General features: G+C 71.5%; 22 protein-coding genes. 13 read left to right on the top strand and 9 right to left on the bottom strand.

The genetic code is table 11. The annotated features are described in order from the left end of the window. Positions 1–181: 181 nt before the first annotated feature. A complete protein-coding gene (locus ABZV00_RS22850; protein WP_355609447.1) occupies positions 182–799 on the bottom strand; it encodes a DUF4126 domain-containing protein in 618 nt (205 codons plus the stop codon). Positions 800–870: 71 nt separating this feature from the next. Between ABZV00_RS22850 and nucS the strand changes: the two genes are divergently transcribed. After that, positions 871–1,530 carry an endonuclease NucS gene (gene nucS / locus ABZV00_RS22845; RefSeq protein WP_328419807.1) on the top strand — a complete coding sequence of 220 codons (660 nt, stop codon included), beginning with the start codon at positions 871–873 and terminating at the stop codon, positions 1,528–1,530. Positions 1,531–1,533: 3 nt separating this feature from the next. On the opposite strand, the gene ABZV00_RS22840 is transcribed toward nucS, so the two are convergent. Next, complete coding sequence (locus ABZV00_RS22840) at positions 1,534–3,030, bottom strand: aldehyde dehydrogenase family protein (protein ID WP_355609443.1); 1,497 nt, start codon at positions 3,028–3,030, stop codon at positions 1,534–1,536. 305 nt (positions 3,031–3,335) lie between these two features. Between ABZV00_RS22840 and ABZV00_RS22835 the strand changes: the two genes are divergently transcribed. From ABZV00_RS22835 to ABZV00_RS22815, 5 genes are all read left to right on the top strand, one after another. Then, positions 3,336–3,701: an FHA domain-containing protein gene (locus tag ABZV00_RS22835; protein ID WP_355609440.1), complete on the top strand. Its 366-nt coding sequence runs from the start codon at positions 3,336–3,338 to the stop codon at positions 3,699–3,701. 97 nt (positions 3,702–3,798) lie between these two features. After that, on the top strand, positions 3,799–4,863 hold the full coding sequence (locus tag ABZV00_RS22830; protein ID WP_355609437.1) for an alpha/beta hydrolase: 1,065 nt from the start codon (positions 3,799–3,801) through the stop codon (positions 4,861–4,863). 147 nt (positions 4,864–5,010) lie between these two features. Next, complete coding sequence (locus tag ABZV00_RS22825; RefSeq protein WP_355609435.1) at positions 5,011–6,801, top strand: 3-hydroxybutyryl-CoA dehydrogenase; 1,791 nt, start codon at positions 5,011–5,013, stop codon at positions 6,799–6,801. Between the two features lie 78 nt (positions 6,802–6,879). Continuing rightward, positions 6,880–7,203: a hypothetical protein gene (locus ABZV00_RS22820; RefSeq protein WP_355609432.1), complete on the top strand. Its 324-nt coding sequence runs from the start codon at positions 6,880–6,882 to the stop codon at positions 7,201–7,203. 66 nt (positions 7,204–7,269) lie between these two features. Next, complete coding sequence (locus ABZV00_RS22815) at positions 7,270–8,079, top strand: alpha/beta hydrolase (RefSeq protein WP_355609429.1); 810 nt, start codon at positions 7,270–7,272, stop codon at positions 8,077–8,079. Positions 8,080–8,092: 13 nt separating this feature from the next. Here ABZV00_RS22815 and ABZV00_RS22810 read toward each other — a convergent pair whose 3' ends face one another. From ABZV00_RS22810 to ABZV00_RS22800, 3 genes are all read right to left on the bottom strand, one after another. After that, a complete protein-coding gene (locus ABZV00_RS22810; RefSeq protein ID WP_355609465.1) occupies positions 8,093–9,187 on the bottom strand; it encodes an AI-2E family transporter in 1,095 nt (364 codons plus the stop codon). Between the two features lie 124 nt (positions 9,188–9,311). After that, positions 9,312–9,500, bottom strand: coding sequence for a DUF397 domain-containing protein (locus ABZV00_RS22805; RefSeq protein WP_328419793.1), 189 nt, complete (start codon positions 9,498–9,500; stop codon positions 9,312–9,314). Beyond that, a complete protein-coding gene (locus ABZV00_RS22800; RefSeq protein ID WP_355609426.1) occupies positions 9,491–10,300 on the bottom strand; it encodes a helix-turn-helix transcriptional regulator in 810 nt (269 codons plus the stop codon). Before ABZV00_RS22800 ends, ABZV00_RS22805 begins: the two co-directional genes overlap by 10 nt. 269 nt (positions 10,301–10,569) lie before the next feature. Between ABZV00_RS22800 and ABZV00_RS22795 the strand changes: the two genes are divergently transcribed. Then, positions 10,570–10,926 carry a hypothetical protein gene (locus ABZV00_RS22795; RefSeq protein ID WP_355609462.1) on the top strand — a complete coding sequence of 119 codons (357 nt, stop codon included), beginning with the start codon at positions 10,570–10,572 and terminating at the stop codon, positions 10,924–10,926. A gap of 123 nt (positions 10,927–11,049) precedes the next feature. Here ABZV00_RS22795 and ABZV00_RS22790 read toward each other — a convergent pair whose 3' ends face one another. The 4 genes from ABZV00_RS22790 to mce all read right to left on the bottom strand — a co-directional run bounded on the left by ABZV00_RS22790 (position 11,050) and on the right by mce (position 17,171). Next, complete coding sequence (locus ABZV00_RS22790; RefSeq protein WP_355609423.1) at positions 11,050–13,236, bottom strand: hypothetical protein; 2,187 nt, start codon at positions 13,234–13,236, stop codon at positions 11,050–11,052. Between the two features lie 178 nt (positions 13,237–13,414). After that, positions 13,415–14,677, bottom strand: coding sequence for a DivIVA domain-containing protein (locus ABZV00_RS22785; RefSeq protein WP_328419787.1), 1,263 nt, complete (start codon positions 14,675–14,677; stop codon positions 13,415–13,417). Between the two features lie 285 nt (positions 14,678–14,962). Next, the gene (ccrA, locus tag ABZV00_RS22780; RefSeq protein WP_328426059.1) at positions 14,963–16,318 is read right to left on the bottom strand and encodes a crotonyl-CoA carboxylase/reductase; all 1,356 of its coding nucleotides are present in this window, start codon (positions 16,316–16,318) and stop codon (positions 14,963–14,965) included. Between the two features lie 379 nt (positions 16,319–16,697). Then, the gene (gene mce, locus ABZV00_RS22775; RefSeq protein WP_355609420.1) at positions 16,698–17,171 is read right to left on the bottom strand and encodes a methylmalonyl-CoA epimerase; all 474 of its coding nucleotides are present in this window, start codon (positions 17,169–17,171) and stop codon (positions 16,698–16,700) included. A gap of 62 nt (positions 17,172–17,233) precedes the next feature. Here mce and ABZV00_RS22770 point away from each other — a divergent pair, with 62 nt between their 5' ends. The 6 genes from ABZV00_RS22770 (at position 17,234) to ABZV00_RS22745 (ending at position 23,464) form a co-directional block, all read left to right on the top strand. After that, complete coding sequence (locus ABZV00_RS22770; protein ID WP_355609417.1) at positions 17,234–18,433, top strand: acetyl-CoA C-acetyltransferase; 1,200 nt, start codon at positions 17,234–17,236, stop codon at positions 18,431–18,433. Positions 18,434–18,488: 55 nt separating this feature from the next. Beyond that, positions 18,489–19,493, top strand: a complete 1,005-nt coding sequence (gene meaB / locus ABZV00_RS22765) for a methylmalonyl Co-A mutase-associated GTPase MeaB (RefSeq protein WP_355609414.1) — start codon at positions 18,489–18,491, stop codon at positions 19,491–19,493. A gap of 114 nt (positions 19,494–19,607) precedes the next feature. Continuing rightward, positions 19,608–20,018 carry an Asp23/Gls24 family envelope stress response protein gene (locus tag ABZV00_RS22760; RefSeq protein ID WP_328419779.1) on the top strand — a complete coding sequence of 137 codons (411 nt, stop codon included), beginning with the start codon at positions 19,608–19,610 and terminating at the stop codon, positions 20,016–20,018. Between the two features lie 112 nt (positions 20,019–20,130). Beyond that, positions 20,131–20,388, top strand: coding sequence for a hypothetical protein (locus ABZV00_RS22755; protein ID WP_328419777.1), 258 nt, complete (start codon positions 20,131–20,133; stop codon positions 20,386–20,388). A 280-nt stretch (positions 20,389–20,668) separates the two neighbouring features. Further along, positions 20,669–22,357 carry a methylmalonyl-CoA mutase family protein gene (locus ABZV00_RS22750; RefSeq protein WP_355609410.1) on the top strand — a complete coding sequence of 563 codons (1,689 nt, stop codon included), beginning with the start codon at positions 20,669–20,671 and terminating at the stop codon, positions 22,355–22,357. A 183-nt stretch (positions 22,358–22,540) separates the two neighbouring features. After that, positions 22,541–23,464 carry a tetratricopeptide repeat protein gene (locus ABZV00_RS22745; protein WP_355609407.1) on the top strand — a complete coding sequence of 308 codons (924 nt, stop codon included), beginning with the start codon at positions 22,541–22,543 and terminating at the stop codon, positions 23,462–23,464. The last annotated feature ends 65 nt before the right edge of the window (positions 23,465–23,529 follow it).

Here is a 23,529-nt window from a genome sequence, read left to right as displayed (position 1 = left end):
GTCGGCCAGAACTGGAACAGCTGACCCACACCAGCATCACCGCATGAACCGACCGCTGGCCGGCACCCCCAACCCGGGGTGCCGGCCAGCGGCATCTCCAGGGTCACGACGAACCTGGACAGCAGACGAGCCCTGGACAGCAGACGAGCCCTGGACAACAGACGAACCTGGACAGCAGCCGTCAGACGCGGAAGCCGGCGGCGCGGGCTGCCTGGCGTTCCCGGCGACGTTCGGAGCGCCGGCGTAGGAACCAGTAGACGAACGCCACGAGGCCGAGCAGGAAGGCGAGCACCAACACCGGCAGGAGGATCGCCGCCAGTGAGACCAACACGCTTGTGGCGTCCTCGGCGGTGCTGGCAACCGGGGCACCGAACCCGGCGGTGGTGGCGTTGACCACCGGCCGCGCGGCGGACTTGAGCAGGTGTACGCCGAACGCGAGCAGAACGCCGACGACCACTGGCACCCACTGGTGGGACGAGAAGAAGCTCGCCGGGTCGCTGACCGTCACCGTCTCCGACGATGATCCGGCGCCGAAGGCCAGGCCGCCGGCGGTGGGTCGGACCACGGTCTGCACCACGTCGTTGACGTGGTCGACCACCGGCACCTTGTCCGCCACCATCTCCACGGCGAGCAGGGCGGCCAGGATGACGATGACCCAGCCGTTGCCGAGCCACGTCCAGCCGCTGGGCAGGTCGATCAGGTCGGTGTAGCGGGCGAGCAGACCGAGGGTGAGCAGGGGGATGTAGGCGTTCAGCCCCGCCGACGCGGCGAGTCCGGTACCGGTGAGGACTTCGAGCACGGTCTCAGCATCGCATCGACGCGCCAGTGCCGCTCGCTGGCGACCGGTGGGTGCTCGGCTACCCTCGTCGGGTGCGGTTGGTCATTGCGAAGTGCTCTGTGGACTACGTCGGACGGCTCTCGGCTCACCTGCCGCTGGCCACCAGGCTCCTGATGGTGAAGGCGGACGGGTCGGTGTCGATCCATGCCGACGACCGGGCGTACAAGCCGTTGAACTGGATGAGCCCGCCGTGCCGGCTGGAGGAGGCCCCCGGTGTGTGGCGGGTGGTCAACAAGGCCGGCGAGGAGCTGCGGATCACCCTGGAGGAGATCTTCCAGGACACCTCGTACGAGCTGGGGCTGGATCCTGGCCTGCGCAAGGACGGGGTGGAGGCGCACCTGCAGGAGTTGCTGGCGGCCAACCCGGGCACGTTGGGCGAGGGGTACACGCTGGTCCGCCGCGAGTACATGACGGCGATCGGTCCGGTCGACCTGCTCTGCCGGGACGCCAACCAGGGCGCGGTCGCCGTCGAGGTCAAACGGCGCGGTGAGATCGACGGGGTGGAGCAGCTCACCCGCTATCTCGAGTTGATGAACCGCGACCCGCTGCTCACCCCGGTCGCCGGGGTCTTCGCCGCGCAGGAGATCAAGCCGCAGGCGCGGGTGCTCGCCGCCGACCGGGGCATCCGGTGCGTGGTGGTGGATTACGACAAGCTGCGGGGCATCGAGAAGGACGAGCTGACCCTCTTCTGAGAGTCACCGCCCGTACAGCATCTTGATGGTCTTGACCAGTCGGGCGACGTCGGCCGGGGTCCGCTCGAAGGTCATCGACGGCAGCAGTGACCGGGCTCGCCGACGGGTGATCGCCTTTGTCCGGCCGAACTCGCGCAAGCCGTCCTCGCCGTGGATCCGCCCGAAGCCGGAGTCGCCGACCCCGCCGAACGGCAGGGTGGACATCCCGGCGAAGGTCAGGGTGGAGTTGACCGACGCCATCCCGGAGCGCAGCCGTCGGGCGATGGTCACCGCGCGGCGCCGGCCGAAGACCGAACCACCGAGCCCGTACGGCAGCGCGTTGGCCCGGTCGACGGCCTCGTCGGCGTCGCGGACCCGGCTGATGGTCAGCGTCGGCCCGAAGGTCTCCTCGCGGACGGCGGCCGACTCTTCCGGTACGTCCACGAGCACGGTCGGGTGCACGTACGGCGGCTGCACCGCACTCGGGCCGCCGAGCACGGCGCGCCCACCGGAGCTGACCGCGTCCTCGATGTGGCGGCGGATCACGTCGATCTGACCGGGCATGGTGATCGGGCCGATGTCCTCGCCGTCCGGCCCAACGGTCAGCCGGCCCGCACGGGCCACCACCTTGTCGACGAAGGCGTCGAAGATCGGGTCGACGGCGTACACCCGCTCGATGCCGATGCAGGTCTGGCCGGCGTTGGTCATGCCGCCCCAGACGCACGCCGTCGCGGCGGCGTCCAGGTCGGCGTCGCTGTCGACGATCATGGCGTCCTTGCCGCCGCCCTCGATGACCACCGGGGTCAGCGTCTCGGCGCAGGCGGCCATCACCTTCCGGCCGGTCGCCGTGGAGCCGGTGAAGGCCACCTTGTTCACCCCGGAGCGGCACAGCGCGGCGCCCACGTCGCCCAGCCCGTGCACGGCGGTGAACACGGGCTGCTCGGGGACGACCTCGGCGAAGCTGTCCACCAGCCACTGGCCGATTGCCGGCGTGTACTCGCTCGGCTTGAACACCACGGCGTTGCCGGCGGCGAGGGCGTACGCCGCGGAGCCGATCGGGGTGAGGACCGGATAGTTCCACGGCGCGAGGACGCCGACCACGCCGTACGGCTGGTATTCGAGGTGCCCGGAGAACTCGGCGAGGATGAGCCGGGACCGCACCCGGCGCGGGCCGAGCACCCGGCCGGCGTTGCGGGCGGCCCAGTCGACGTGCTCGATCGCGGTGACGATCTCGACGATGGCGTCGGCGACGGGCTTGCCGCCCTCGAGGTGCATCAGCTCGGCGAGCTGCTCGATCCGCTTGGCGAGCAGGGCGCGCCAGCGCAGCAGCCGCGCCCGACGGCCGGTGAAGCCCAGACCGGCCCACCACTCGCCCGCGGCGCGGGCGCGGTCGACGGCCTGCCGCACGTCGGTGTGGGTGGCGACGGGGAAGCGACCGGCCTCGGCGCCAGTGGCCGGGCTGGTGGACACCAGCAGGCCCGCATCGATGACCGGGGTGCCCGGGACATGAACAGCCGTCATGGCGGAAGTCTAGACCCGGAGATTACTCGCCGGTAGGCCCCGATTCGGGCCGGCGGGACGAGAGTCGCATCGACCCGCCCACTCGTTGATCAGAGCAGTTCAGGCCCTTGGGGCCGGATGCTGCCCGTCCGAATCGTCGAACGGGAGGTGGCCGGGAGGTGGCGCGGAGCTGACCGGCCGGTCAATATTGACGATTACCGTCTGGTGGCAGGCTGACGCGCGGAGTGACGGTGTGGGTGGAGGGATGACTGTCGATGGACGAACATCCGGAACTGAGGCCACTGTTGACGGTCGCAGGTGGGCCGATGCGCGGGGCGAGCTTTCGACTGCGGGCCGAGCCGCAGGTGATCGGTCGCGCCCCGACCGGTCATGTGGTCATCAACGACCCGCACCTGAGCCGTCGGCACGCGGAGGTGTGGCTGGCCCCGGAGGGCGCCTCGCTCCGGGACCTGGGCTCCACCAACGGCACCTGGCTCAACGACCGCCGGATCACCGAGGTGGAACGACTCTCCGACGGCGACCTGATCCGGATCGGCCGCACCGAGCTGCGCCTGTTCGACCCGGGGGTGGCCCACACCGATCCGGTCGGGCTCAGCTTCGGCCCGTCCCGGCTCGACATCCGGCCGACGCTGCCTCTGCCCCTGGCCACACCGCCCTCCGCGCGCCGCTGACCCCTCACTCGGATGCCGGTGGGCCACATTCGCGGCGGACCGCGGATGGGTGGCTGGCACATGGACCGGCGTCGGCGGGCGTGGCACCATCCCGCGAATGGAGACCGAGCAGCGGACCGTGACGGCGAACGGCATCACCCAGGCGGTACGGGTGGCAGGCCCGCCGGACGGCATCCCGGTGCTGCTGATCCACGGCAACTGCTCGTCCGCGCTGTTCTGGGAGCCGCTGGTCCGGCGGCTGCCGCCGACGCTGCGGGTGGTCGCCCCGGACCTGCGCGGCTACGGCGACTCCGAAACCGCCCCGGTGAACGCCACCCGAGGGCTGACGGACTTCGCCGACGACGTGGCCGCCCTGCTGGACGACCCGACGCTCTTCGGCACCGCCGACGCCCGCCCGGTGGTGGTCGGGCACTCCCTCGGCGGGGGCGTGGCGATGCGGCTGCTGGTCGACCACCCACACCGGGTGGGCGCGCTGCTGCTCGCCGCGCCGGTCTCCCCGTACGGCTTCGGTGGCACCCGCGACCTGGTCGGTACACCGACCACCGCCGACTTCGCGGGGACCGGCGCCGGCACGGCCAACGCGGACTTCGTCGCCCGGCTGGCCGCCCACGACCGGAGCGCGGATGCCCAGACCAGCCCACGCGCCGTGCTGCGGGCCACCTATGTGGCTGATCCGGCGTCGCTGGGCGCGGACGAGGAACTGCTGCTGGACAGCCTGCTCTCCACCGCGACCGGGGACGACAACTACCCGGGCACGGCGGCGTCCTCGGAGAACTGGCCGGGCATGGCGCCGGGGGAGCGCGGGGTGCTCAACGCGCTCGCGCCGACCTGGTTCCGGCTCGCCGACGAGCTGGTGGCCGTCGCCGACAAGCCCTCGGTCACCTGGGTACGCGGCGACGCCGACGTGATCGTCTCGGACACCTCGCTGTTCGACCTGGCGTACCTGGGCTCGCTCGGTGTGGTGCCCGGCTGGCCTGGTGAGGAGGACTGCCCGGCGCAGCCGATGATCGGCCAGACCCGGGCGGTGCTGGAGCGGTACGCGGCGGCCGGCGGCGCGTACCACGAGGTGGTGCTGCCCGGCTGTGGGCACAGTCCGCACCTGGAGCGGCCAGCGGCGTTCGTCTCGGAGCTGCTGGCGCTGACCGCCGTCCCGGCGAGCTGAAGCGGAGCCTCGGCAACCCGGGCAGACGGTGTCGTCGTGGGTGAAATATGCCACGGCGCCTCGACAACTGTGCGTCACGTGGCAGACTCGCGCGCATAACCTTAGCGGCCGTTCAGTGGTCGTGCGGACTGTCTGGGGAGGCCGGTCGTGGCGCGCGAGTTCAGCACCGTAGGCGTTGTGGGGCTGGGCACCATGGGTGCCGGCATCGTCGAGGTCTTCGCCCGCAATGGCATCGACGTGGTGGCGGTCGAGATCTCCGAGCCGGCGCTGGAGCGTGGCCGAGTCACCCTCACCGGCTCCACCGACCGTGCGGTGGCCAAGGGCAAGCTCGCCGCGGCGGACCGGGACGCCCTGCACGAGCGGGTGCACTTCGCGGTCGGGCTGGACGCGCTGCACTCCGTCGACCTGGTCATCGAGGCGGTGCCCGAGCACCTGGACCTGAAGCAGCGGATCTTCGCGGAGCTGGACCGGGTCTGCCGGCCGGAAACCATCCTGGCCACCAACACCTCGTCGCTGAGCGTCACCGAGATCTCGGTGGCCACCACCCGGCCCAACCAGGTGATCGGCATCCACTTCTTCAACCCCGCGCCGGTGATGAAGCTGGTCGAGGTGGTCCGCACCGTGGTCACCGCGCCCGAGGTGGTCGCCGACGTGGAGGCGCTCTGCGCCCGGCTCGGCAAGGTCGACGTCACCATCAACGACCGCGCCGGCTTCATCGCCAACGCGCTGCTCTTCGGCTACCTCAACCACGCGGTCGGCATGTTCGAGTCGCACTACGCGACCCGGGAGGACATCGACGCCGCCATGAAGCTCGGCTGCGGCCTGCCGATGGGCCCGCTGGCGCTGATGGACCTGATCGGCCTGGACACCGCGTACGAGATCCTGGACACCATGTACCGGCGCGGCGGGCGGGACCGCCGGCACGCCCCGGTGCCGCTGCTCAAGCAGATGGTGACGGCGGGGCTGCTCGGTCGGAAGTCCGGCCGGGGCTTCTACACCTACGAGCGGCCCGGCTCGCCGGTGGTCGTACCGGACGAGGCGACGCCGCTGGCCTCGGCGGTCGCGCTCGCCGACGGCGCGCGGGCCATCACCAAAGTTGGCGTGGTCGGCTCGGGGACGATGGCCACCGGGATCATCGAGGTCTTCGCGAAGGCCGGCTACGAGGTCGTCTCGGTGACCCGGGGCGCGGAGAAGTCCGCGAAGGTCTGCGAGGCGGTGAAGACCTCGCTGAACAAGGGCGTGGTGCGCGGCAAGCTTGCGGAGGCCGACCGGGACGCCGCGCTGGGCCGGATCAGCTGGTCGGCCGCGCTCGACCACCTCGCCGACGTCGACCTGGTGGTCGAGGCCGTGGTCGAGGAGTTGAGCGTGAAGAAGGCGCTCTTCGCCAGCCTCGACGAGATCTGCAAGCCGGGCGTGGTGCTGGCCACCACCACCTCGTCCCTGCCGGTGATCGACGTGGCGATGGCCACCCACCGGCCGGCCGACGTGGTGGGGCTGCACTTCTTCAACCCGGCGCCGATCATGCCGCTGGTCGAGGTGGTCCGCACCATCCGCACCTCCCCGGAAACCACCGCGACCGCCCGGGCGGTCTGCGCCGCGCTGGGCAAGACCGCCGTGGTCTGCGGCGACCGATCCGGGTTCATCGTCAACGCGCTGCTCTTCCCGTACCTCAACGACGCGGTGAAGATGCTGGAGGCCAGCTACTCCACGGCCGACGACATCGACCACGCCATGAAGCTGGGCTGCGGCTACCCGATGGGCCCGTTCGACCTGCTCGACGTGGTCGGGTTGGACGTCTCGCTGGCCATCCAGCGGGAGCTGTACCTGGAGCTGCGCGAGCCGGGCTTCGCGCCCGCGCCGCTGCTGGAGCACCTCGTCACCGCCGGCTACCTGGGTCGCAAGACCCGCCGGGGCTTCCGCGACCACTCGCACCGCTGACGGGTCAACGCCGATCTCAGCCGTCGGGCGGGACGGCCGTGGGGCCGTCCCGCCCGTCGGACCGTACGCTTGGTGACTGTGAGCCCCCGTCGCAATCGCCCCCGCCGGGACGAGAACGCCAACCTGGACGACGACCGGGTCCGGCAGGGCGTCGCCTCGGTGCAGCAGTGGACCGACGGCGCCTGGCAGGTACGCGGGATCGGCGCGGGGGCGTCGGTCAAGACGTACCGTTGCCCCGGCTGTAACCAGGAGATTCGGCCCGGCGTGGCGCACCTGGTGGCCTGGCCTGCGGACGGCCTTGGTGACCTCACCGACCGGCGGCACTGGCACAGCGGCTGCTGGCGCGCTCGCGACCGGCGTGGCCCGGCGGTGCAGCGCGGCCGGGGCACTCCGCGCTACTGAGCGACCTGGATCACCCTGTTCGTGCCTGGGCGGGCGGCGGCGGTGACTTCGCGACAGACTTGAGCGGTGAGCACAGCGATCCGCGCGTCGTCGATCCTGCCCGGCCGCCGGGAGGACATCGAGCTGCACACCGCCGATGGTCTGCGGCTGGTCGGCGAGTTGGCCGTGCCGGCCGACCGGCCGCCGGTGGCCACCCTGGTCTGTCTGCACCCGCTGCCGACCCACGGCGGGATGATGGACAGCCACGTGTTCCGCAAGGCGGCCTGGCGGCTGCCCGCGCTGGCAGACGTGGCCGTGCTCCGGTTCAACACCCGGGGGACCAGCAGCGTGCGCGGCACCAGCGAGGGGGCCTTCGACGGGGCCGTCGGCGAGCGCTTCGACGTGGCTGCCGCCATCGAGTACGCGGAGTTCGCCGAACTGCCGAACATCTGGCTGGTCGGCTGGTCGTTCGGCACCGACCTGGCGCTCAAGTACGGCTGCGACCCGGCGATCGCCGGCGCGATCCTGCTCTCCCCGCCGCTGCGCTTCTCGGCACCGGAGGACCTGGCCACCTGGGCCGCCTCCGGTCGGCCGCTGGTGGCCCTGGTGCCGGAGTTCGACGACTACCTGCGCCCGGCGGAGGCCGAGGAGCGGTTCGCCGCGGTGCCGCAGGCCGAGGTGGTGGGGGTGTCGGGCGCCAAACACCTCTGGGTCGGCGACGCGGAGAGGGTGCTCGACGAGATCGTCCGTCGGGTCAACCCGGCGGTCGCGGTGCCGCTGCCGACCACCTGGGACGGCCCGATGGAGGCCGGCGACGTCAGCGCGTACGCCGACCGGACGGTGGCGTCGTTCGCCGACATCCCCGTCCCCGGCCCGCTCGCCGGCCAGGCCGACTGACGCCAGGGGCCGGTCAGCGGGTCTCCTGCCGGGGGAGCACCACCTCGCGCAGGATCAGTTGCAGCGCGGCCACCGTGGGGATGGCGATCAGCGCGCCCACCACGCCCAGCAGCGCCACCCCGAGCAGCGCGGCCAGCAGGGCGGCCACCTCGTTGACCTCGACCGAGCGTCGCATCACCTTCGGGTAGATCAGATAGTTCTCCACCTGCTGGTAGATGAGGAAGAACACCACGCAGGCGATACCCACCGGCAGGCTGGTGGCGAAACCGACCAGGCTCACGACCACCGCGCCCAGAGTGGCACCGATCTGCGGGATCAGGTCGGTCACCGCGACCACCACGGCCAGCGCGAAGGGGTACGGCAGCCCGACGATCAACGCGAACACGAAGGTGGTCGCGCCGGCCAGCACCGCGATGCTCAACGCGCCGACCATGTACGCGCCGACCTTGGCCAGGATCTCGTCACCGATCAGCTGTACGCGCTCCCGGCGTGAGCGCGGCACCAGCGCGTAGCCCAGGGAGCGCAGCCGGTTGAAGTAGGCCAGGAAGTAGATGGTCAGCACCAGCACGGTCAGCGTCCGGAACACCGTGCCGAAGATCAGTTGGGCGCCGCCGAGCACCCCGCCCAGCGCCCGGCCCACCGTCTGGGCGTTGGCCGCGCTCTGCACCCGCTCCATCACGTCGTACCGCTCCACCAGGTCATTGACCGTCGGGTTGCGGCGCAGGTCCTCGACCAGGCTGGGGATCTGGTCGATGAACTGCCCGGACTGGGTCACGATCGGCGGGACCAGCGCCACCACGCCGCCGCAGAGCAGCAGCACCACCGTCAGCGCCACCACCGCGACCGCCAGGCCGTGCGGCAGCTTCCAGCGGCGCAGCCGGACCACCGCCGGGTTGAGGCCGACCGCGAGGAAGAGCGCGATCACCACCAGCACCAGGATGCCGCCGGCGTTGCGGACCCCCAGATAAAGGGTGTACGCCAGCAGCACGCCGACCGCGCCGGTGAAGCCGATCAGGAAGCTGTTGCGCCGAAGCGGACGCCCCGGCGTGCCGAACTTTCCGGACGGGACGGCCGGCGGCTCGTCCGGGTCGACGCCCGGGTCGGGGATCGGCACCGGGCGTGGCGTCTCGGTTGGCGGGGGAGTGATCGGCGGGGGACTGGCCGGCGGGCGACCGGGCGTCGCGTCCGGGTTCTCGGCCGGCGGGCCGTTCTGCGGCAACAGGACCTCCGGGTCAGGCGGTGGGTCGGCGGGCGAGGGCGACGAACGCCCGCCAGGCGGCCGGCGCGAAGACCAGCACCGGGCCGGTTCGGTCCTTGCTGTCCCGCACGCCCACCACCCCGGGAAGATTGTCCGCCACCTCGACGCACTCTCCGTTGCCGCTCCGGCTGGATGTGCGCCACCGGGCACCGGTCAGGTCCATGTGGTCACGACTTCCTTCATCAGCTCGATCGACTGCCGGCGCGAAAGGGCACCATTCCTGATCATTTCCCAGCGCGCCAGCAGTGTGGCCACCTCATGGTCGCCATCTACCACGAGGCCGTCAATCTGGTGTTCCATGTGTCCCACCCAACCACCGTCGGCGCCACGGGCCAGATTGAACGGCCCCGACAGGCCGACGTGCAGCCCGACCTCGGCCGGAATGATGTGCAGGCTGACGTGCGGCCGTTCCAGGCTGGCAACCAGATGAGTGATCTGCTCGACCATCAGCCCTCGGAAGTCCTCCCCGGCACGCCGCAGCACCAACTCGTCGACGACCGCGATGAACTGCGGCGGCTCCGGCTGGACCAGCAGCGACTGTCGGTCAAGCCGGGCGTGCACCCGTCGCTCCACCTCGTCGTCGCTGAGCAGGTCATCGCAGCGAATGACGGCGCGGGCGTAGTTCTCGGTCTGGAGCAGGCCGGGGATCAGCGTGGGCTGGAAGCAGCGCAACTGGCGGGCGCTGCGCTCGGCGTCCAGCCAGGGCCGGAACCAGCTTGGCTGGCCGTCCCGCTCGGCGAGCTTGAGCAGGTAGACCAGCAGGCCGCCGGTGGCCAGCACCTCGTCGGCGCGGGCCAGGAAGAGCCGGTCCAGCGGGCGCTGACCCAGCTCCAGCGCGGACACCATCGAACCGGAGTAGTGCACCAGCCGGCCGAAGTCCTCCTGACTCATCCCGGCGGCGGTGCGCAGCCGGCGCAGTTGGGCGCGGATCATGTCGGCCGTCGGCGCGGCGTCGCCTTCCACAGTGCCTCCGCAGGTCGGGGGTCGTCTCCACCGGCCCGCCCGGCGGGTCGCGCAACCGACGCAGCTCCGCCGTCGGACGCGCCGATGCCTTCCGACCGTAGCGGTGTGATCAGCAGACTGTCACCTACCGGATCGCCGTCGGCAGCTCCGGTTGTCACCCCACCGGGCCCGCGCACCCGGCGGCGCGTTCCCGTCCCCAGTCGAGGAGGTACCCCATGCCCAGCTCAAGCCGCCCCGGCTGGCCCCGACGGTCGCGGGCGCGTACGTCGATGGCCGGGCTGCCGCACCCGCGGCTCGGGCCGTACCCCGCACATCCCCGAGCCTGCGGTGAACGGACGCCGCACACCCCGCTGCGGCCGATGTGGTGCTGCCGGGCCGACGGCCGGCCGTGGCCGTGCGCGGAGGCCCGGTTGCTGCTCAAGGCGGAGTTCGACGCGGACCCGGCGGCCCTGACCATCTACCTGGCCGGGCTCTATCACGAGGCGGCACACGACCTGTACCAGCTCAACCCCTACGACGGGCCGACCCCTCGGGAGCTGTTCGAACGCTTCGTGGCGTGGGGCCCGTTCCGCCGCCCGGTCATCGACCCGCCCCCGGGCCCTGACCTGCCGTGCCAGCCCGGCTGATCAGGCCGGTGCCCGATGCTGTTCCGACGCCCTGTCGAGCTGCCCCAGATCTGGGGCAGCTCGACAACCAGATCTGGGGCAGCTCGACAGCGACGCGGCGGGGCCGGGCTGTTGCCGTGCGGGTCAGTCCTTCTCGACGGTGACCTTGCTGGGCTTGGCACTGCGCTCGTCGGTGGTCGGCTTGGTCGGCCGCTTGCCGTTCTCGCCGGTGCTGGTGATCTTGGTCGGCTTGGCGCCCCGGCCACCCTCACCCGGAACGGCGGCCACGGTCGGCTCGCCGTCCACCCCGGCGCTGGCCGCCCCGCCGTCGACGGTGGTCAACGGCTCGGCCACCGGCCGGGTCGTGGACTGCTCGGCGGGCTCGGCCTCGGCCTCGGCGCTCGCCGGCTGCCGGGCGTCGGCAGGCTCGGCCTTGAACCCGTTCGCGGCGGCTCCGGCGGTCGCCGGGGCAGCCGCGGGGGCGGTCACGCGGCCGTCGCCAGCAACCGGTGCGGTCAGGCCGTCTCCAGCGACCGGCGCGGTCGGACCGTCTCCAGCAACCGGTGCGGTCGAGCCGTCTCCGCTGGTCGGCGCGCTCGCCGTCGCTCCGTCGCGCGTGGCCGGCGCGCTCGCGGCCCCGTCGACGGTCGGGACGGTGACGCTCTGCAACCGCAGCTCGGCCATCTGCCGCTGGAGCTCGTCGGACTCCTGCCGGGACTTCCAGGTTTCCTGCCGCAGGTCGGCGAGCTGCTGCTGGGCCTGGGCGATCTCCAGCATCACCTGGGCGAGCTGCTGCCGGCCGGCCGCCGACTCCTGCTGAGTGGCAGCCAGATGCTGCTGGGTGGTGGCCAGGTGCTGCTGCGTGGTGGCCGCGTACTCCTCGAACTGGCGGCGGGAGGCCGCGACATGCTCGTCGGCCTCGCGGCGCTTGTCACCCGCCTCGGTCTCGGCCCGGCTCAGCATCTCGGCGGACTCTTCCTCGGCCTGCCGGCGCATGGTCAGCGCATCCTGCTCGGCCGCCTGGCGGATCGCGTCGGCGCCCTGCTCGACCTCGTTCTTGCGGGTGGTGTACTCGGTCTCCAGTGTGTCGCGCCGGGTGATGAAGCCCGTCTCCAGCTCCTGCTGGCGGCTGCTGAAGGTGGTCTCCAGCTCCTCCTGCCGGCTGGTGAAACCGGTCTCCAGCTCGTGCTGGCGGGACTTGTACTGCTTTTCCAGCTCGTCGCGACGCTTGGCGAACTCCTGCTCGGCAGTGGACCGCCGCTGGGTCAGCTCCCGGTCGGCCGTCTCCCGCCGGGAGTTGACCTCCTGTTCCACGCCGGCCCGCCAGGCGCCCAGCTCCTGCTGGGTCTGCGCCCGGGCGTGCTGCACGTACGCCTCGGTCTCGCTGCGCATCCGCTGCACGTACGCTTCGGTCTCGCCCCGGCTGCGCTTGGCCGACTCGGTGGCCTGCGTTATCAGCCGCTCCGCCTCCTGCTGGGCCTTCGCCCTGGTGGCCCGGCCGGCCATCGACGCATCGTCGATGATCTGCTTGGCCTCCTGCTGCGCCTTGGCGTGAGTGGCCCGGCCGGCCTCGGTCGCGGTGTCGGTGAGCCGCTTGGCCTCCTGCAGGGCCTTGGCGTGCACCTCCTTCGCGGCCTCGCGCAGCTCGCTGGCCTCCTGTCGGGCGGTGGTCAGCGTCTCGCGGGCCGCCTCGCGCAGCTTGGTGGCCTCCTGCTGGGCCCGGGTGTGGATCTCCTTGGCGGTGTCCCGCAGCTGGGTGGCCTCCTGCTGGGCCTTCGCCAGCGCGTCCTGCGCCGTCTTGCGCAACTGCGCCGACTCGTCCTTGGCCGACTGCAGAGTCTCTTCCGCCTCGGCGCGCCGGGCGGCGCTGTGCCGCTCCTCCTCCGCGCGTCGTGCGGCGAGGGTGATCTCGAAGTCCTTCAGTGCCCGCGCGGCCTGCTCGCGGGCCTCATCGATGATGTGCTCGGCAGCGGCGCGGCGGGCCTCGATCTCCTCGTTCGCCGCGGACAGGATCTCCTCGCCCTGCTCCTCGGCGAGGGCGAGGATCGACTCGACCCGGGGGCCGAGGTGCCGGAACGAGGCCCGGTCCACCACGTTCATCTGCTTGCGCACCTGGACGAGGTCCCGCTGAAGCACCTCGACCTGGCCGGCGAGCTTGTGGATCTGTGTGTACGCCTGTTCCCGTTCGGCGGCGAGGGTCGCGATCTCGTGCTCGGCACGCGCGACGTACCGGTCGACCTGTTTCTTCTCGTATCCCCGCAGAGCGGACTCGAAGCTGGGCTCCGTGGTCACGTCCCCGCCGAGTGCGAACAGTTCCTCGCCGTGCGACATGCCCCCATCCTCACACGCAACGGCCCCTGCTGGGGCGATACGGACGCCCCTTATGGGACCTACTTCACTCCGGACGCAACGGGTGAATGCCAAGGGGCGGGAAACGCACACGGCGCGAGGTCACACCGGTTACCCGGTGTCACCTCGCGCCGTCGTTGCCCCAACCTGACGCCTGGCGTCAGCCGGCAGTCTCCGCCGTCGCCCGCTCCTGACCGCCGTCGGCCTTCTTGGCCTCCGGCTTGGCCGCCGGAGCGGCCGCGGCTGGCATGCCGGGGACGATGCCGGCGAGCCCGGAGAGCATCTGACCGAGCTGCGAGGTGACCGCGTCCTTCTGCCGGGTGAGGTCCTCGACCTCGCGGCGGGCGGCCTGAGTGGTCAGCTCCGCCTCGGTGCGGGCCTCGGTGAGCAGGCGCTGCGACTCGGCCTTGGCCTCGTTGAGCGTCTTCTCCGAGTGCGCCTTCGCCTTGTCGAGCGTCTCGGCTGCGCTGCGCTCCGACTCGACCCGGCGGGCCTCAGCGCGCTGCTCGATCTCCTTGGCGCGCTCCTGCGCGGCGCGGGCCCGCTGCTCGGCCTCGCTGACCATCTTCTGGGTCTGCGCGACCTGGGCGGCGTGCCGCTCGGACTCTTCGCGCTCGGCCTTCTCCCGCCGCTCGGCGAGCTGCAGCTCCAGGGCCTGGAGGTCCTTGTCGCGCTTGTCCCGTGCGTCGGTGAGCAGCTTGGTCGCCTCGGCGCGCTTCTCCTCGGCCTCGCGGGCGGCCTTGGCCCGCTGCTGGGTGATCTCCCGCTCGGCAGTGGCCCGGAGGGTGGCCACCTCCCGCTCGACGGTCGACTTCAGCTCGGCCACCTCGTGCGCGGTGACGGTCCGAAGCTGCTTGGTCTCGCGGTCGGCGTCGGCGCGCAGCGTGTCGGCCTCGCGGCGGGCCTGCACCCGGACCTCGGCGGCCTCGCGCTCGGCGGCGGTGCGCAGGTTGCCGGCCTCGCGCTCGGCGCTCGCCTTCATCGCGGCGGCCTCGGCGCGGGCCTTGTCCGTGATCTCACGGGCCTCGAGGCGGGCGGCGGAGAGGATGCCCTCAGACTCGCGCTTGGCCTCGTTGCGGTGGTCGTTGGCCTGCTCCTCGGCGAGCCGGAGGATCTGCTCGACGCGGGTGCCGAGCCCGGAGAGGGTGGGCCGGTTGTTCTCTTCGAGCTGCTTGTTCGTGTCGGTGAGCTTCTGCTCCAGCGCACTCATGCGCTGCTCGGCCTGGCGGAGGCGACGCTGGGCGTCGTTCATCCGCTGCTCGGCCTCGGCACGGGCCTGCTCGGACTGGGTCAGCGCGGCCGTCATCCGGCCGAGGAAGTCGTCGACCTGGTGAGTGTTGTATCCGCGCAGGCCAACGGTGAAATCTGGCTGCGAGTTCGCGTTATCGAAGAACGCGAGAGGGGAGGACTGCTGCTGGGGCATTGGGACATACTGGCAGACGCCCCAGGGTGCTTCGCAAGAGCGGTGCGCAGCTTTCGTGTCCTCTTTACATGGTCAACTCCCGCAATCGGCGAGGCCGGACCAATCGGCGATCTTGGCAGGTCCCGGGCGGGTCGGACGCCACGGAGAGTGACACGAAAAAGGGCCACGGGACGTGCCCGTGGCCCTTTGTTCGATCCGGCTGGGTATCCCACAAATAGGGTGGAAGAACAATGGCCGTTCACCGCAATGGCCATCCGGTGCTCGTCCGTCCGGCCTGCGGCCCGGTCAGTGCCCCCGGAACCGGTTGATCGCGTCCTCGTGCCGGGCCCGCAACTCCCCGTCACGGACGCCCAGCCCGTCGGCGGGGGCGAGGCAGCGCACTCCGACTTTGCCCTGGTGGGCGTTGCGGTGCACCTCGTACGCCGCCTGGCCGGTCTGCTCCAGCGGGTAGGTGCGGGACACCGTCGGGTGCACCTTGCCGAGCGCGACCAGGCGGTTGGCCTGCCACGCCTCGTGGTAGTTGGCGAAGTGGCTGCCGACGATCCTCTTGAGGTGCATCCACAGGTAGCGGTTGTCGTACTGGTGCTGGAAGCCGCTGGTGGAGGCACAGGTGACGATGGTGCCGCCGCGCCGGGCCACGTAGACGCTCGCGCCGAAGGTCTCCCGGCCGGGGTGCTCGAAGACGATGTCCGGGTCCTCACCCCCGGTCAGCTCGCGGATCCGCTCGCCCAGGCGCTTCCACTCGTCCGGGTCCTGGGTCTCCTCGTCCTTCCAGAACCGGAAGCCCTCGGCCGCCCGGTCGATGACCAGCTCCGCGCCCATCCGGCGGCACAGCTCGGCCTTCTCCGGCGACGAGACGACGCAGACCGGGATGGCGCCGCCGTTCAGCGCCATCTGGGTGGCGTACCCGCCGAGGCCGCCGGAGGCGCCCCAGATCAGCACCACGTCGCCCTGTTTCATGTTGGCCCCGTGGTGCGAGACGAGCTGCCGGTACGCGGTGGAGTTGACCAGCCCTGGGCTGGCCGCCTCCTCCCAGCTCAGGTGGCGCGGCTTGGGCATCAGCTGGTTGGCCTTGACCACGGCCAGTTCGGCCAGCCCGCCGAAGTTCGTCTCGAAGCCCCAGATCCGTTGCTGTGGGTCGAGCATGGTGTCGTCGTGCCCGGCCGCGTCCTCCAGCTCGACGGAGAGGCAGTGCGCGACGACCTCGTCGCCAGCGGCCCACCGGGTCACCCCGGGGCCGGTGCGCAGCACCACGCCGGCCGCGTCCGAGCCGACCACGTGGTACGGCAGGTCGTGGCGGCGGGTCAGCTCGGAGATCCGGCCGTACCGCTGGAGGAACTTGAAGGTGGGCAGCGGCTCGAAGATGCTGGTCCACACCGTGTTGTAGTTGATTGCGCTGGCCATCACCGCGATCAGCGCCTCGCCCGGCCCGAGCTCCGGTGTCGGCACCTCCTGCACGTGTAGCGCCTTGCGGGGGTCCTTGTCCCGGGTGGCCATGCCGTCGAACATCCGGGCCTCTTCGGCGCGGACGACCACGCCCCGGTAGCTCTCCGGTACGGGCAGCCCGGCGAGGCCGGCCAGTTCGCGGTCCGGGTCGCTCGATTCCTCCGCCGCCATGATTGCTTCGAGGATGTCCTGCACGGTGACCTCCGGTTCGTCCGCACCCGCACGGGCCCGGGTGCTGCCATCGTCGGCGCCGGTGGGGCACGACCGCCATGTCGGCATTCGACACATCCGGCACCGGTCGCGCTCCTGTGGGCCGGGACGTTACTGAACGGTAGCTAAAGCCGGAAGTCATCTGTGAAAAACTGCATCGGCCGATGCGTGAAGGTGTCCGGCGGCCCCGCCAACCGCGCACCCACGCGCTCTCGGGCCCGTTGCGCGGTCCCCGCGACGCTTGATCGTCTCCATTTCGCCGATGTGGCGGTGTCCGGACGATCGCGACACCGCCACATCGGCGATCTGGAGTTGATCAGAGCCCCGCCGCCAGCGAGCGGCGCCGCGTGGGGGCGTGGGGGGCTCAGTGCGAGGCGGCGGGTTCGACGAGTTCGACCAGGACGCCGCCGGCGTCCTTGGGGTGCACGAAGTTGATCCGCGAGTCCGCGGTCCCGCGCCGCGGGGCGTCGTAGAGCAGCCGCATCCCCCGCGCGCGCAGCGCCGCGCAGGCCACGTCGATGTCCACCACGGTGTACGCGACCTGCTGCACGCCCGGCCCGTTGCGGTCCAGGAACTTGGCGATCGTCGACTCGGGGGTGAGCGGGGCGAGCAACTGCACGCAGCCGCCCTCGGCGGTCGGCCCGACGGCCAGCATCGCTTCCCGGACGCCCTGCTCGGCGTTGGTCTCGATGTGTACGCAGCACATCCCGAACGTCCGCTGGTAGAAGTCGATCGCGGCGTCCAGGTCGGCCACGGCGATCCCGACGTGGTCAATCTTGCGAAGCCCGATGTCTGTGACGTAGTCCGCACCGGGCTCGGCGGGGGAGTTCTCAGCCATGGCGCTAGTCTGACCGAACAATCGTTAAGGCGTACAGCTCGGCACCCCCCTCGGAGGCAGGCATGGCTTCGGTGATCGTCAGCGGCGCGCGGACCCCGATGGGGCGGCTGCTGGGCAACCTCAAGGACCTCCCGGCCACGAAGCTCGGCGGGATCGCGATCAAGGCAGCGCTGGAGCGGGCCGGTATCAGCCCGGACCAGGTCCAGTACGTGATCATGGGTCAGGTCCTCCAGGCCGGTGCGGGCCAGATCCCGGCCCGGCAGGCGGCGGTCGAGGCCGGCGTGCCGATGTCCGTGCCGGCGCTGACCATCAACAAGGTCTGCCTCTCCGGCCTGGACGCGATCGCCCTGGCCGACCAGCTGATCCGGGCCGGCGAGTTCGACGTCGTGGTGGCCGGTGGCATGGAGTCGATGACCAACGCCCCGCACCTGCTGCTCGGCCAGCGCTCCGGCTACAAGTACGGCGACGTGGTGATCAAGGACCACATGGCGCACGACGGGCTCAGCGACGCCTGGGACTGCTGCTCCATGGGCGAGTCCACCGAGCGGCTCGGTACGAAGCACGGCATCTCCCGCACCGAGCAGGACGCCTTCGCGGCGGCCAGCCACCAGCGGGCCGCGGCCGCGCAGAAGAACGGCCACTTCGCCGAGGAGATCACCCCGGTGGTGATCCCGCAGCGCAAGGGCGACCCACTGGTGATCAACGAGGACGAGGGGATCCGCCCGGACACCACCGTCGAGTCGCTGGCCAAGCTGCGTCCCGCCTTCGCCAAGGACGGCACGATCACCGCCGGCAGCTCCTCGCCGATCTCCGACGGCGCCGCCGCAGTGGTCGTGATGAGCAAGGCCAAGGCCAAGGAGCTGGGGCTGACCTGGCTGGCCGAGATCGGCGCGCACGGCAACGTGGCGGGCCCGGACAACTCCCTGCACTCGCAGCCGTCCAACGCGATCAACCACGCCCTGAAGAAGGGCGGCCTGAGCGTCGAGGACCTGGACCTCATCGAGATCAACGAGGCTTTCGCCCAGGTCGGCGTGCAGTCCACCCGTGACCTTGGGATCAACCCGGACAAGGTCAACGTCAACGGCGGCGCCATCGCGCTGGGGCACCCGATCGGCATGTCCGGTGCCCGGCTGGTGCTCACCCTCGCGCTGGAGCTGAGGCGGCGTGGCGGCGGCACCGGCGCGGCGGCGCTCTGCGGCGGCGGCGGCCAGGGCGACGCCCTGATCATCCATGTTCCGGGTAAGGCTGAGACCAACCAGTGAGCGCGAGAAGTGAGCCGGTTCTGCGAGCCCCGCAGTCGTGAACGAAAATGGCACAGTGAGCGAAGCGGTCGAGCACGTTCCGGCGGCGGGCGCCTCGTCGGTGCGCCGTAGCCGGGACGTACCGCTGCTGGTCGAGCGGGCCCGCGCGGGCGACCCCCGCGCGGTGGCCCGGCTGATCACGCTGGTGGAGAACGGCGACGATCTGCTGCCGGAGATCGCGGCGGCGCTCGCGCCCTACGCCGGGCAGGCCCAGGTGGTCGGGCTGACCGGTTCGCCCGGGGTGGGCAAGTCGACCACCACCAATGAGCTGGTCCGCGCGCTGCGGGCCCGGGGGCACCGGGTCGGCGTGCTGGCGGTCGACCCGTCCAGCCCGTTCACCGGCGGGGCGATCCTCGGCGACCGGGTGCGGATGCAGGACCACGCCACCGACCCGGGCGTCTACATCCGGTCGATGTCCAGCCGCGGGCACCTCGGCGGGCTGGCCGCCGCGACGCCGCAGGCGGTCCGGGTGCTGGAGGGCGCCGGCTGCGACGTGGTGCTGGTGGAGACCGTCGGCGTCGGGCAGGCCGAGGTGGAGGTCGCGTCGCTGGCCGACACCACGCTGGTGCTGCTCGCCCCCGGCATGGGCGACGCCATCCAGGCGGTCAAGGCCGGCATCCTGGAGATCGCCGACGTGTTCGTGGTCAACAAGGCCGACCGGGACGGCGTCGACGCCACGGTCCGCGACATCCAGGGCATGATCGCCCTCGGTGAGCGCGGCCCGGGGCAGTGGCGGCCGCAGGTGGTCCGCTCGGTCGCCGCGCGGGGCGAGGGCATCGACGACATCGCCGCCGCGATCGACAAGCACCGTGGCTGGCTGGTCGAGCACGGCGAGCTGCGCCGCCGCCAGGAGACGCGGGCCGCCGCCGAGATCGAGGCCATCGCGCTCGGCGTGCTCCGAGCCCGGATCGGCTCACTGCGTGACGGTACGGAGCTGCCCACGCTCGCCGCCAAGGTGGCCGAGGGCGCGCTCGACCCGTACGCGGCGGCGGATACCCTGCTCTCCCAGCTCGCCCGCTGACCGTCCACCAGGGACACCCCGACATCCCGGCGCCCTTGTAGGCTCGCACCGCCCCACGGCGGTGGGGGTCGGGCGTGTGCCAGTCTGGTGGCGCGAAGAGCAGGGGAGCGGGACGTGAGTGACGAGGCGACGCGAGAGCTGACCACGGTGTCGGCGGCGGCCGGTGGGTCGACGCAGGTCTCCGACGAGGTGATCGAGAAGATCGCCGTAGCGGCGGCCCGCGCGGTGCCCGGGGTGGCCGAGCTTGGTGGGGACGTCGCCCGGTTCTTCAACTCGTTCCTCGACAAGGTGGGGCTGGATGAGGTGGGCGATGCCCGGCGGGGCTGCTCGGCCCACGTGACCGGGAACGCGGCTGTGGTCAACCTGGTGCTGGTGATCCAGGCCGGCCAGCCGGTGCCGGAGGTGACCGGCCAGGTGCGGGCCCGGGTCACCGAGGCGGTCGAGGCGTACGGGCTGCGGGTCGACGAGGTCAACATCCGGGTCGACGACGTGGAGATGGGCGGGGCCGCGGCTCCGACGGCCTGACCTCCGACAGGGCGGCCGCAGAGGTAGACGCCCGGCGTGCGCATCCCGGTGGGTGCCTTAAGCTCCTGGTGTCAAGATCCATAATGGACGGTTCACCAGGAATGGAGTAAGGATGGCGAAGAACTCGCGTCACCCCCGCCCCCGCACCCTCATCGCTGCTGTCGCCTTGGCTGGCGGCTTGGTGCTGGGCACCGCCTCGCCCGCTCTTGCGGACTACAACAGCCCGATGTACCCGACGATGTCGGCGTGCAAGGCGGCGCGGCCGACGTACGTCTCGTCGTGGACGTCGCCCCAGCAGTGCTGGCCGATGTACAACTACAACGGCACCAAGTTGCTTGGTTACCAGTTCCTCGTGAAGACCCGCTACTGAGATCAGTCTCCTGACCTCGGCTGGCGGTGGGCCGAAGGTGGCCATCGTAGGGGGATGACAATCGCCCGCCGTGCCACCGGCGGCCTCTCATTCCGGTGCGACGGTGGCAACGGCCACCGTCGCGCCGGCACCCTCACCGACTCGGTCCACGTACTCGGCCTGCCGTCGAATGGAAACCGCCCAGCTCACGTTACCCACGGGTACGGCGTGACTTAGCGATCGTTCAGGCGAGGGCTCTACACTCGATGTGCAGTCGAGGACCCGAGGAGGAGCCCTGCGCATGGACGCCGACGAGATCGCCGCCGGACGGGCACGCTGGCAGGCCCGGTACGACTCCGCGCGCAAGCGGGACGCGGACTTCACCACGCTCTCCGGGATGCCGGTCGACCCGGTCTACGGACCGCCGGAGGGTGCCGCGTACCCGGGCTTCGAGCGGATCGGCTGGCCGGGCGAGTACCCGTACACCCGGGGTCTCCATCCGACCGGCTACCGCGGGCGGACCTGGACGATCCGGCAGTTCGCCGGCTTCGGCAACGCCCAGCAGACCAACGAGCGCTACAAGATGATCCTCGGTGCCGGCGGTGGTGGCCTCTCGGTCGCGTTCGACATGCCGACCCTGATGGGCCGCGACTCCGACGACCCGCAGGCGCTCGGCGAGGTCGGGCACTGCGGCGTCGCCATCGACACCGCCACCGACATGGAGGCGCTCTTCGACGGCATCGACCTGGCCAGCGTCACCACCTCGATGACCATTTCCGGCCCGGCCGTGCCGGTGTTCTGCATGTACCTGGTCGCCGCCGAGCGGCAGGGCGCCGACCTGTCCAAGCTGGATGGCACCCTGCAGACCGACATCTTCAAGGAGTACATCGCGCAGAAGGAGTGGCTCTTCGACCCCGAGCCGCACCTGCGCCTCATCGGCGACCTGATGGAGTACTGCGCCGGGGAGATCCCGCGCTACAAGCCGCTGTCGGTCTCCGGCTACCACATCCGCGAGGCCGGCTCGACCGCCGCGCAGGAGCTGGCGTACACCCTGGCTGACGGGTTCGGCTACGTGGAGCTGGGGCTGAGCCGAGGGCTCGACGTCAACGTCTTCGCGCCGGGGCTGAGCTTCTTCTTCGACTCGCACGTCGACTTCTTCGAGGAGATCGCCAAGTTCCGGGCCGCCCGCCGGATCTGGGCCCGCTGGCTGCGCGACGTCTACGGCGCGACCAGCGAGAAGGCCCTCTGGCTGCGGTTCCACACGCAGACCGCCGGGGTGTCGCTGACCGCCCAGCAGCCGGTCAACAACGTCGTACGCACCGCCGTCGAGGCGCTGGCCGCGGTGCTCGGCGGGACCAACTCGCTGCACACCAACGCGCTGGACGAGACCCTGGCGCTGCCCACCGACGAGTCCGCCGAGATCGCCCTGCGTACCCAGCAGGTGTTGATGGAGGAGACCGGTGTGGTCAACGTGGCCGACCCGCTCGGCGGCTCCTGGTACGTCGAGGCGCTCACCGACAAGATCGAGGCCGAGGCGGAGGAGATCTTCGCCCGGATCAGGCAGCTCGGCGGCGAGGGCCCGCACCAGATCGGCCCGATGACCTCCGGCATCCTGCGCGGCATCGAGGACGGCTGGTTCACCGGGCACATCGCCGAGTCGGCCTTCGTCTACCAGCAGGCGCTGGAGAAGGGCGACAAGAAGATCGTCGGCGTAAACTGCCACACCGGCACGGTCGCCAAGGAGCTGGAGATCCTGCGCATCTCGCACGAGGTGGAGCTGGAGCAGCGCCGGGTGCTCGCCGAGCGCAAGGGCGCCCGGGACGAGTCGGCGGTCCGCGCGGCGGTGGCCCGGATGGTCGAGGTCGGCCGCACCGACCAGAACATGATTCCCGCCATGTTGGACGCGGTCCGCGTCGAAGCCACCCTCGGCGAGATCTGCGACGCTCTGCGCGCCGAATGGGGCACCTACCGCGAACCCGCCCGCTTCTGACCCTTCACCGCCCCCGACCCCCCTCGATCTTGCACCTTCTGCCCCGACATATGCCGCGTCTCGGGGACAGAAAGTGCATGATCACGGGGGTTGGGGGCGGCGCGGGTTGGTGGGCGTGAGAGTTGCAACGTCGGGGTTGCGGGTGAGCTGAGATCGCGGGCTCACGTGCGAGACTAGGTAACCATGAGCGACCCACGGATCACCTCGTCGATCTTCACCCGCGGCGCGGTCGACCTCAGCACGCTGCGCGGCCCCGCACCAGCCAGTACCCGACCCGGCACACCCCCGCAGGGCGGCCCGTCCGCAGGCGCGCCCGGCGCGCCCACCGCTGGCGGTAACGCCGCCATCGTCGACGTCACCGAGGCCACCATCCAGGCCGACGTGCTCGAACGGTCGATGGCCCTGCCGGTCATCGTCTTCTTCGGCGCGGCCGGCTTCCCGGAGAGCGACGAGTTCGCCCCGGTGCTGGAGCGGCTGGCCGCCGAGAGTGGCGGCGCGTGGGTGCTCGCCCGGGTCGACGTGCAGGAAAGTCCGCGGATCGCCCAGATGTTCCGGGTCCAGGGCATCCCCATGGTCTACGCGGTGGCCGGCGGCCAGCCGATCGACGCCTTCTCGGGCGTGGTGCCCGAGGCGCAGTTGCGCCAGTGGCTCCAGGCCGTGCTCAAGGCCGGTGGCGTGGCTGTCGCCGAGCCGGAGGACCCGCGCCTCGACGAGGCGGACGACGCGCTGATGAGCGGCGACCTGGACGCCGCCGAGCGGGCGTACCGCAAGATCCTGGCCGACTCCCCGGCGGATGCCGCGGCCGAGGCCGGTCTGGCCCAGGTCGGGGTGGCCCGCCGGGTGGCCGGTGCCGACCCGACCGCCGCGCTGGCCGCCGCCGAGAGCGCTCCCGACGACGTGGCGGCCCAACTGCTGGCCGCCGACATCGAGGTGCTCAGCGGCATGGCCGAGCAGGCGTACGCCCGGCTGGTCGGCCTGGTCCGGCGCACCGCTGGCGAGGACCGCGAGACGGCACGCCAGCACCTGGTCTCGCTGTTCACCATCGCCGGCCCCGACGATCCGGCGGTCGCCTCGGCGCGCCGGGCTCTGGCCAGCGCCCTGTTCTGAGTTCGTAGCACGCCAGCGCGGGCCGGCGTTCCGGCCGGCCCGCCCGACCACCGAGGACGGGAGCT

The sequence above is a fragment of the Micromonospora sp. NPDC005173 genome (assembly GCF_040608515.1).
Classification (GTDB): Bacteria; Actinomycetota; Actinomycetes; order Mycobacteriales; family Micromonosporaceae; genus Micromonospora.
Note: the sequence above shows the minus strand (reverse complement) of the source record. Positions and strands in the feature narration are given on the sequence as shown.

Excerpts from the sequence above, each read along its gene's own strand:
- ABZV00_RS22840 (WP_355609443.1), bottom strand. The coding sequence starts at position 3,030 with ATGACGGCTGTTCATGTCCCGGGCACCCCGGTCATCGATGCGGGCCTG.
- ABZV00_RS22835 (WP_355609440.1), top strand. The coding sequence starts at position 3,336 with ATGCGCGGGGCGAGCTTTCGACTGCGGGCCGAGCCGCAGGTGATCGGT.
- ABZV00_RS22830 (WP_355609437.1), top strand. The coding sequence starts at position 3,799 with ATGGAGACCGAGCAGCGGACCGTGACGGCGAACGGCATCACCCAGGCG.
- ABZV00_RS22805 (WP_328419793.1), bottom strand. The coding sequence starts at position 9,500 with ATGGACCTGACCGGTGCCCGGTGGCGCACATCCAGCCGGAGCGGCAAC.
- ABZV00_RS22795 (WP_355609462.1), top strand. The coding sequence starts at position 10,570 with ATGGCCGGGCTGCCGCACCCGCGGCTCGGGCCGTACCCCGCACATCCC.
- ABZV00_RS22790 (WP_355609423.1), bottom strand. The coding sequence starts at position 13,236 with ATGTCGCACGGCGAGGAACTGTTCGCACTCGGCGGGGACGTGACCACG.
- ABZV00_RS22785 (WP_328419787.1), bottom strand. The coding sequence starts at position 14,677 with ATGCCCCAGCAGCAGTCCTCCCCTCTCGCGTTCTTCGATAACGCGAAC.
- mce (WP_355609420.1), bottom strand. The coding sequence starts at position 17,171 with ATGGCTGAGAACTCCCCCGCCGAGCCCGGTGCGGACTACGTCACAGAC.
- ABZV00_RS22770 (WP_355609417.1), top strand. The coding sequence starts at position 17,234 with ATGGCTTCGGTGATCGTCAGCGGCGCGCGGACCCCGATGGGGCGGCTG.
- ABZV00_RS22755 (WP_328419777.1), top strand. The coding sequence starts at position 20,131 with ATGGCGAAGAACTCGCGTCACCCCCGCCCCCGCACCCTCATCGCTGCT.
- ABZV00_RS22750 (WP_355609410.1), top strand. The coding sequence starts at position 20,669 with ATGGACGCCGACGAGATCGCCGCCGGACGGGCACGCTGGCAGGCCCGG.
- ABZV00_RS22745 (WP_355609407.1), top strand. The coding sequence starts at position 22,541 with ATGAGCGACCCACGGATCACCTCGTCGATCTTCACCCGCGGCGCGGTC.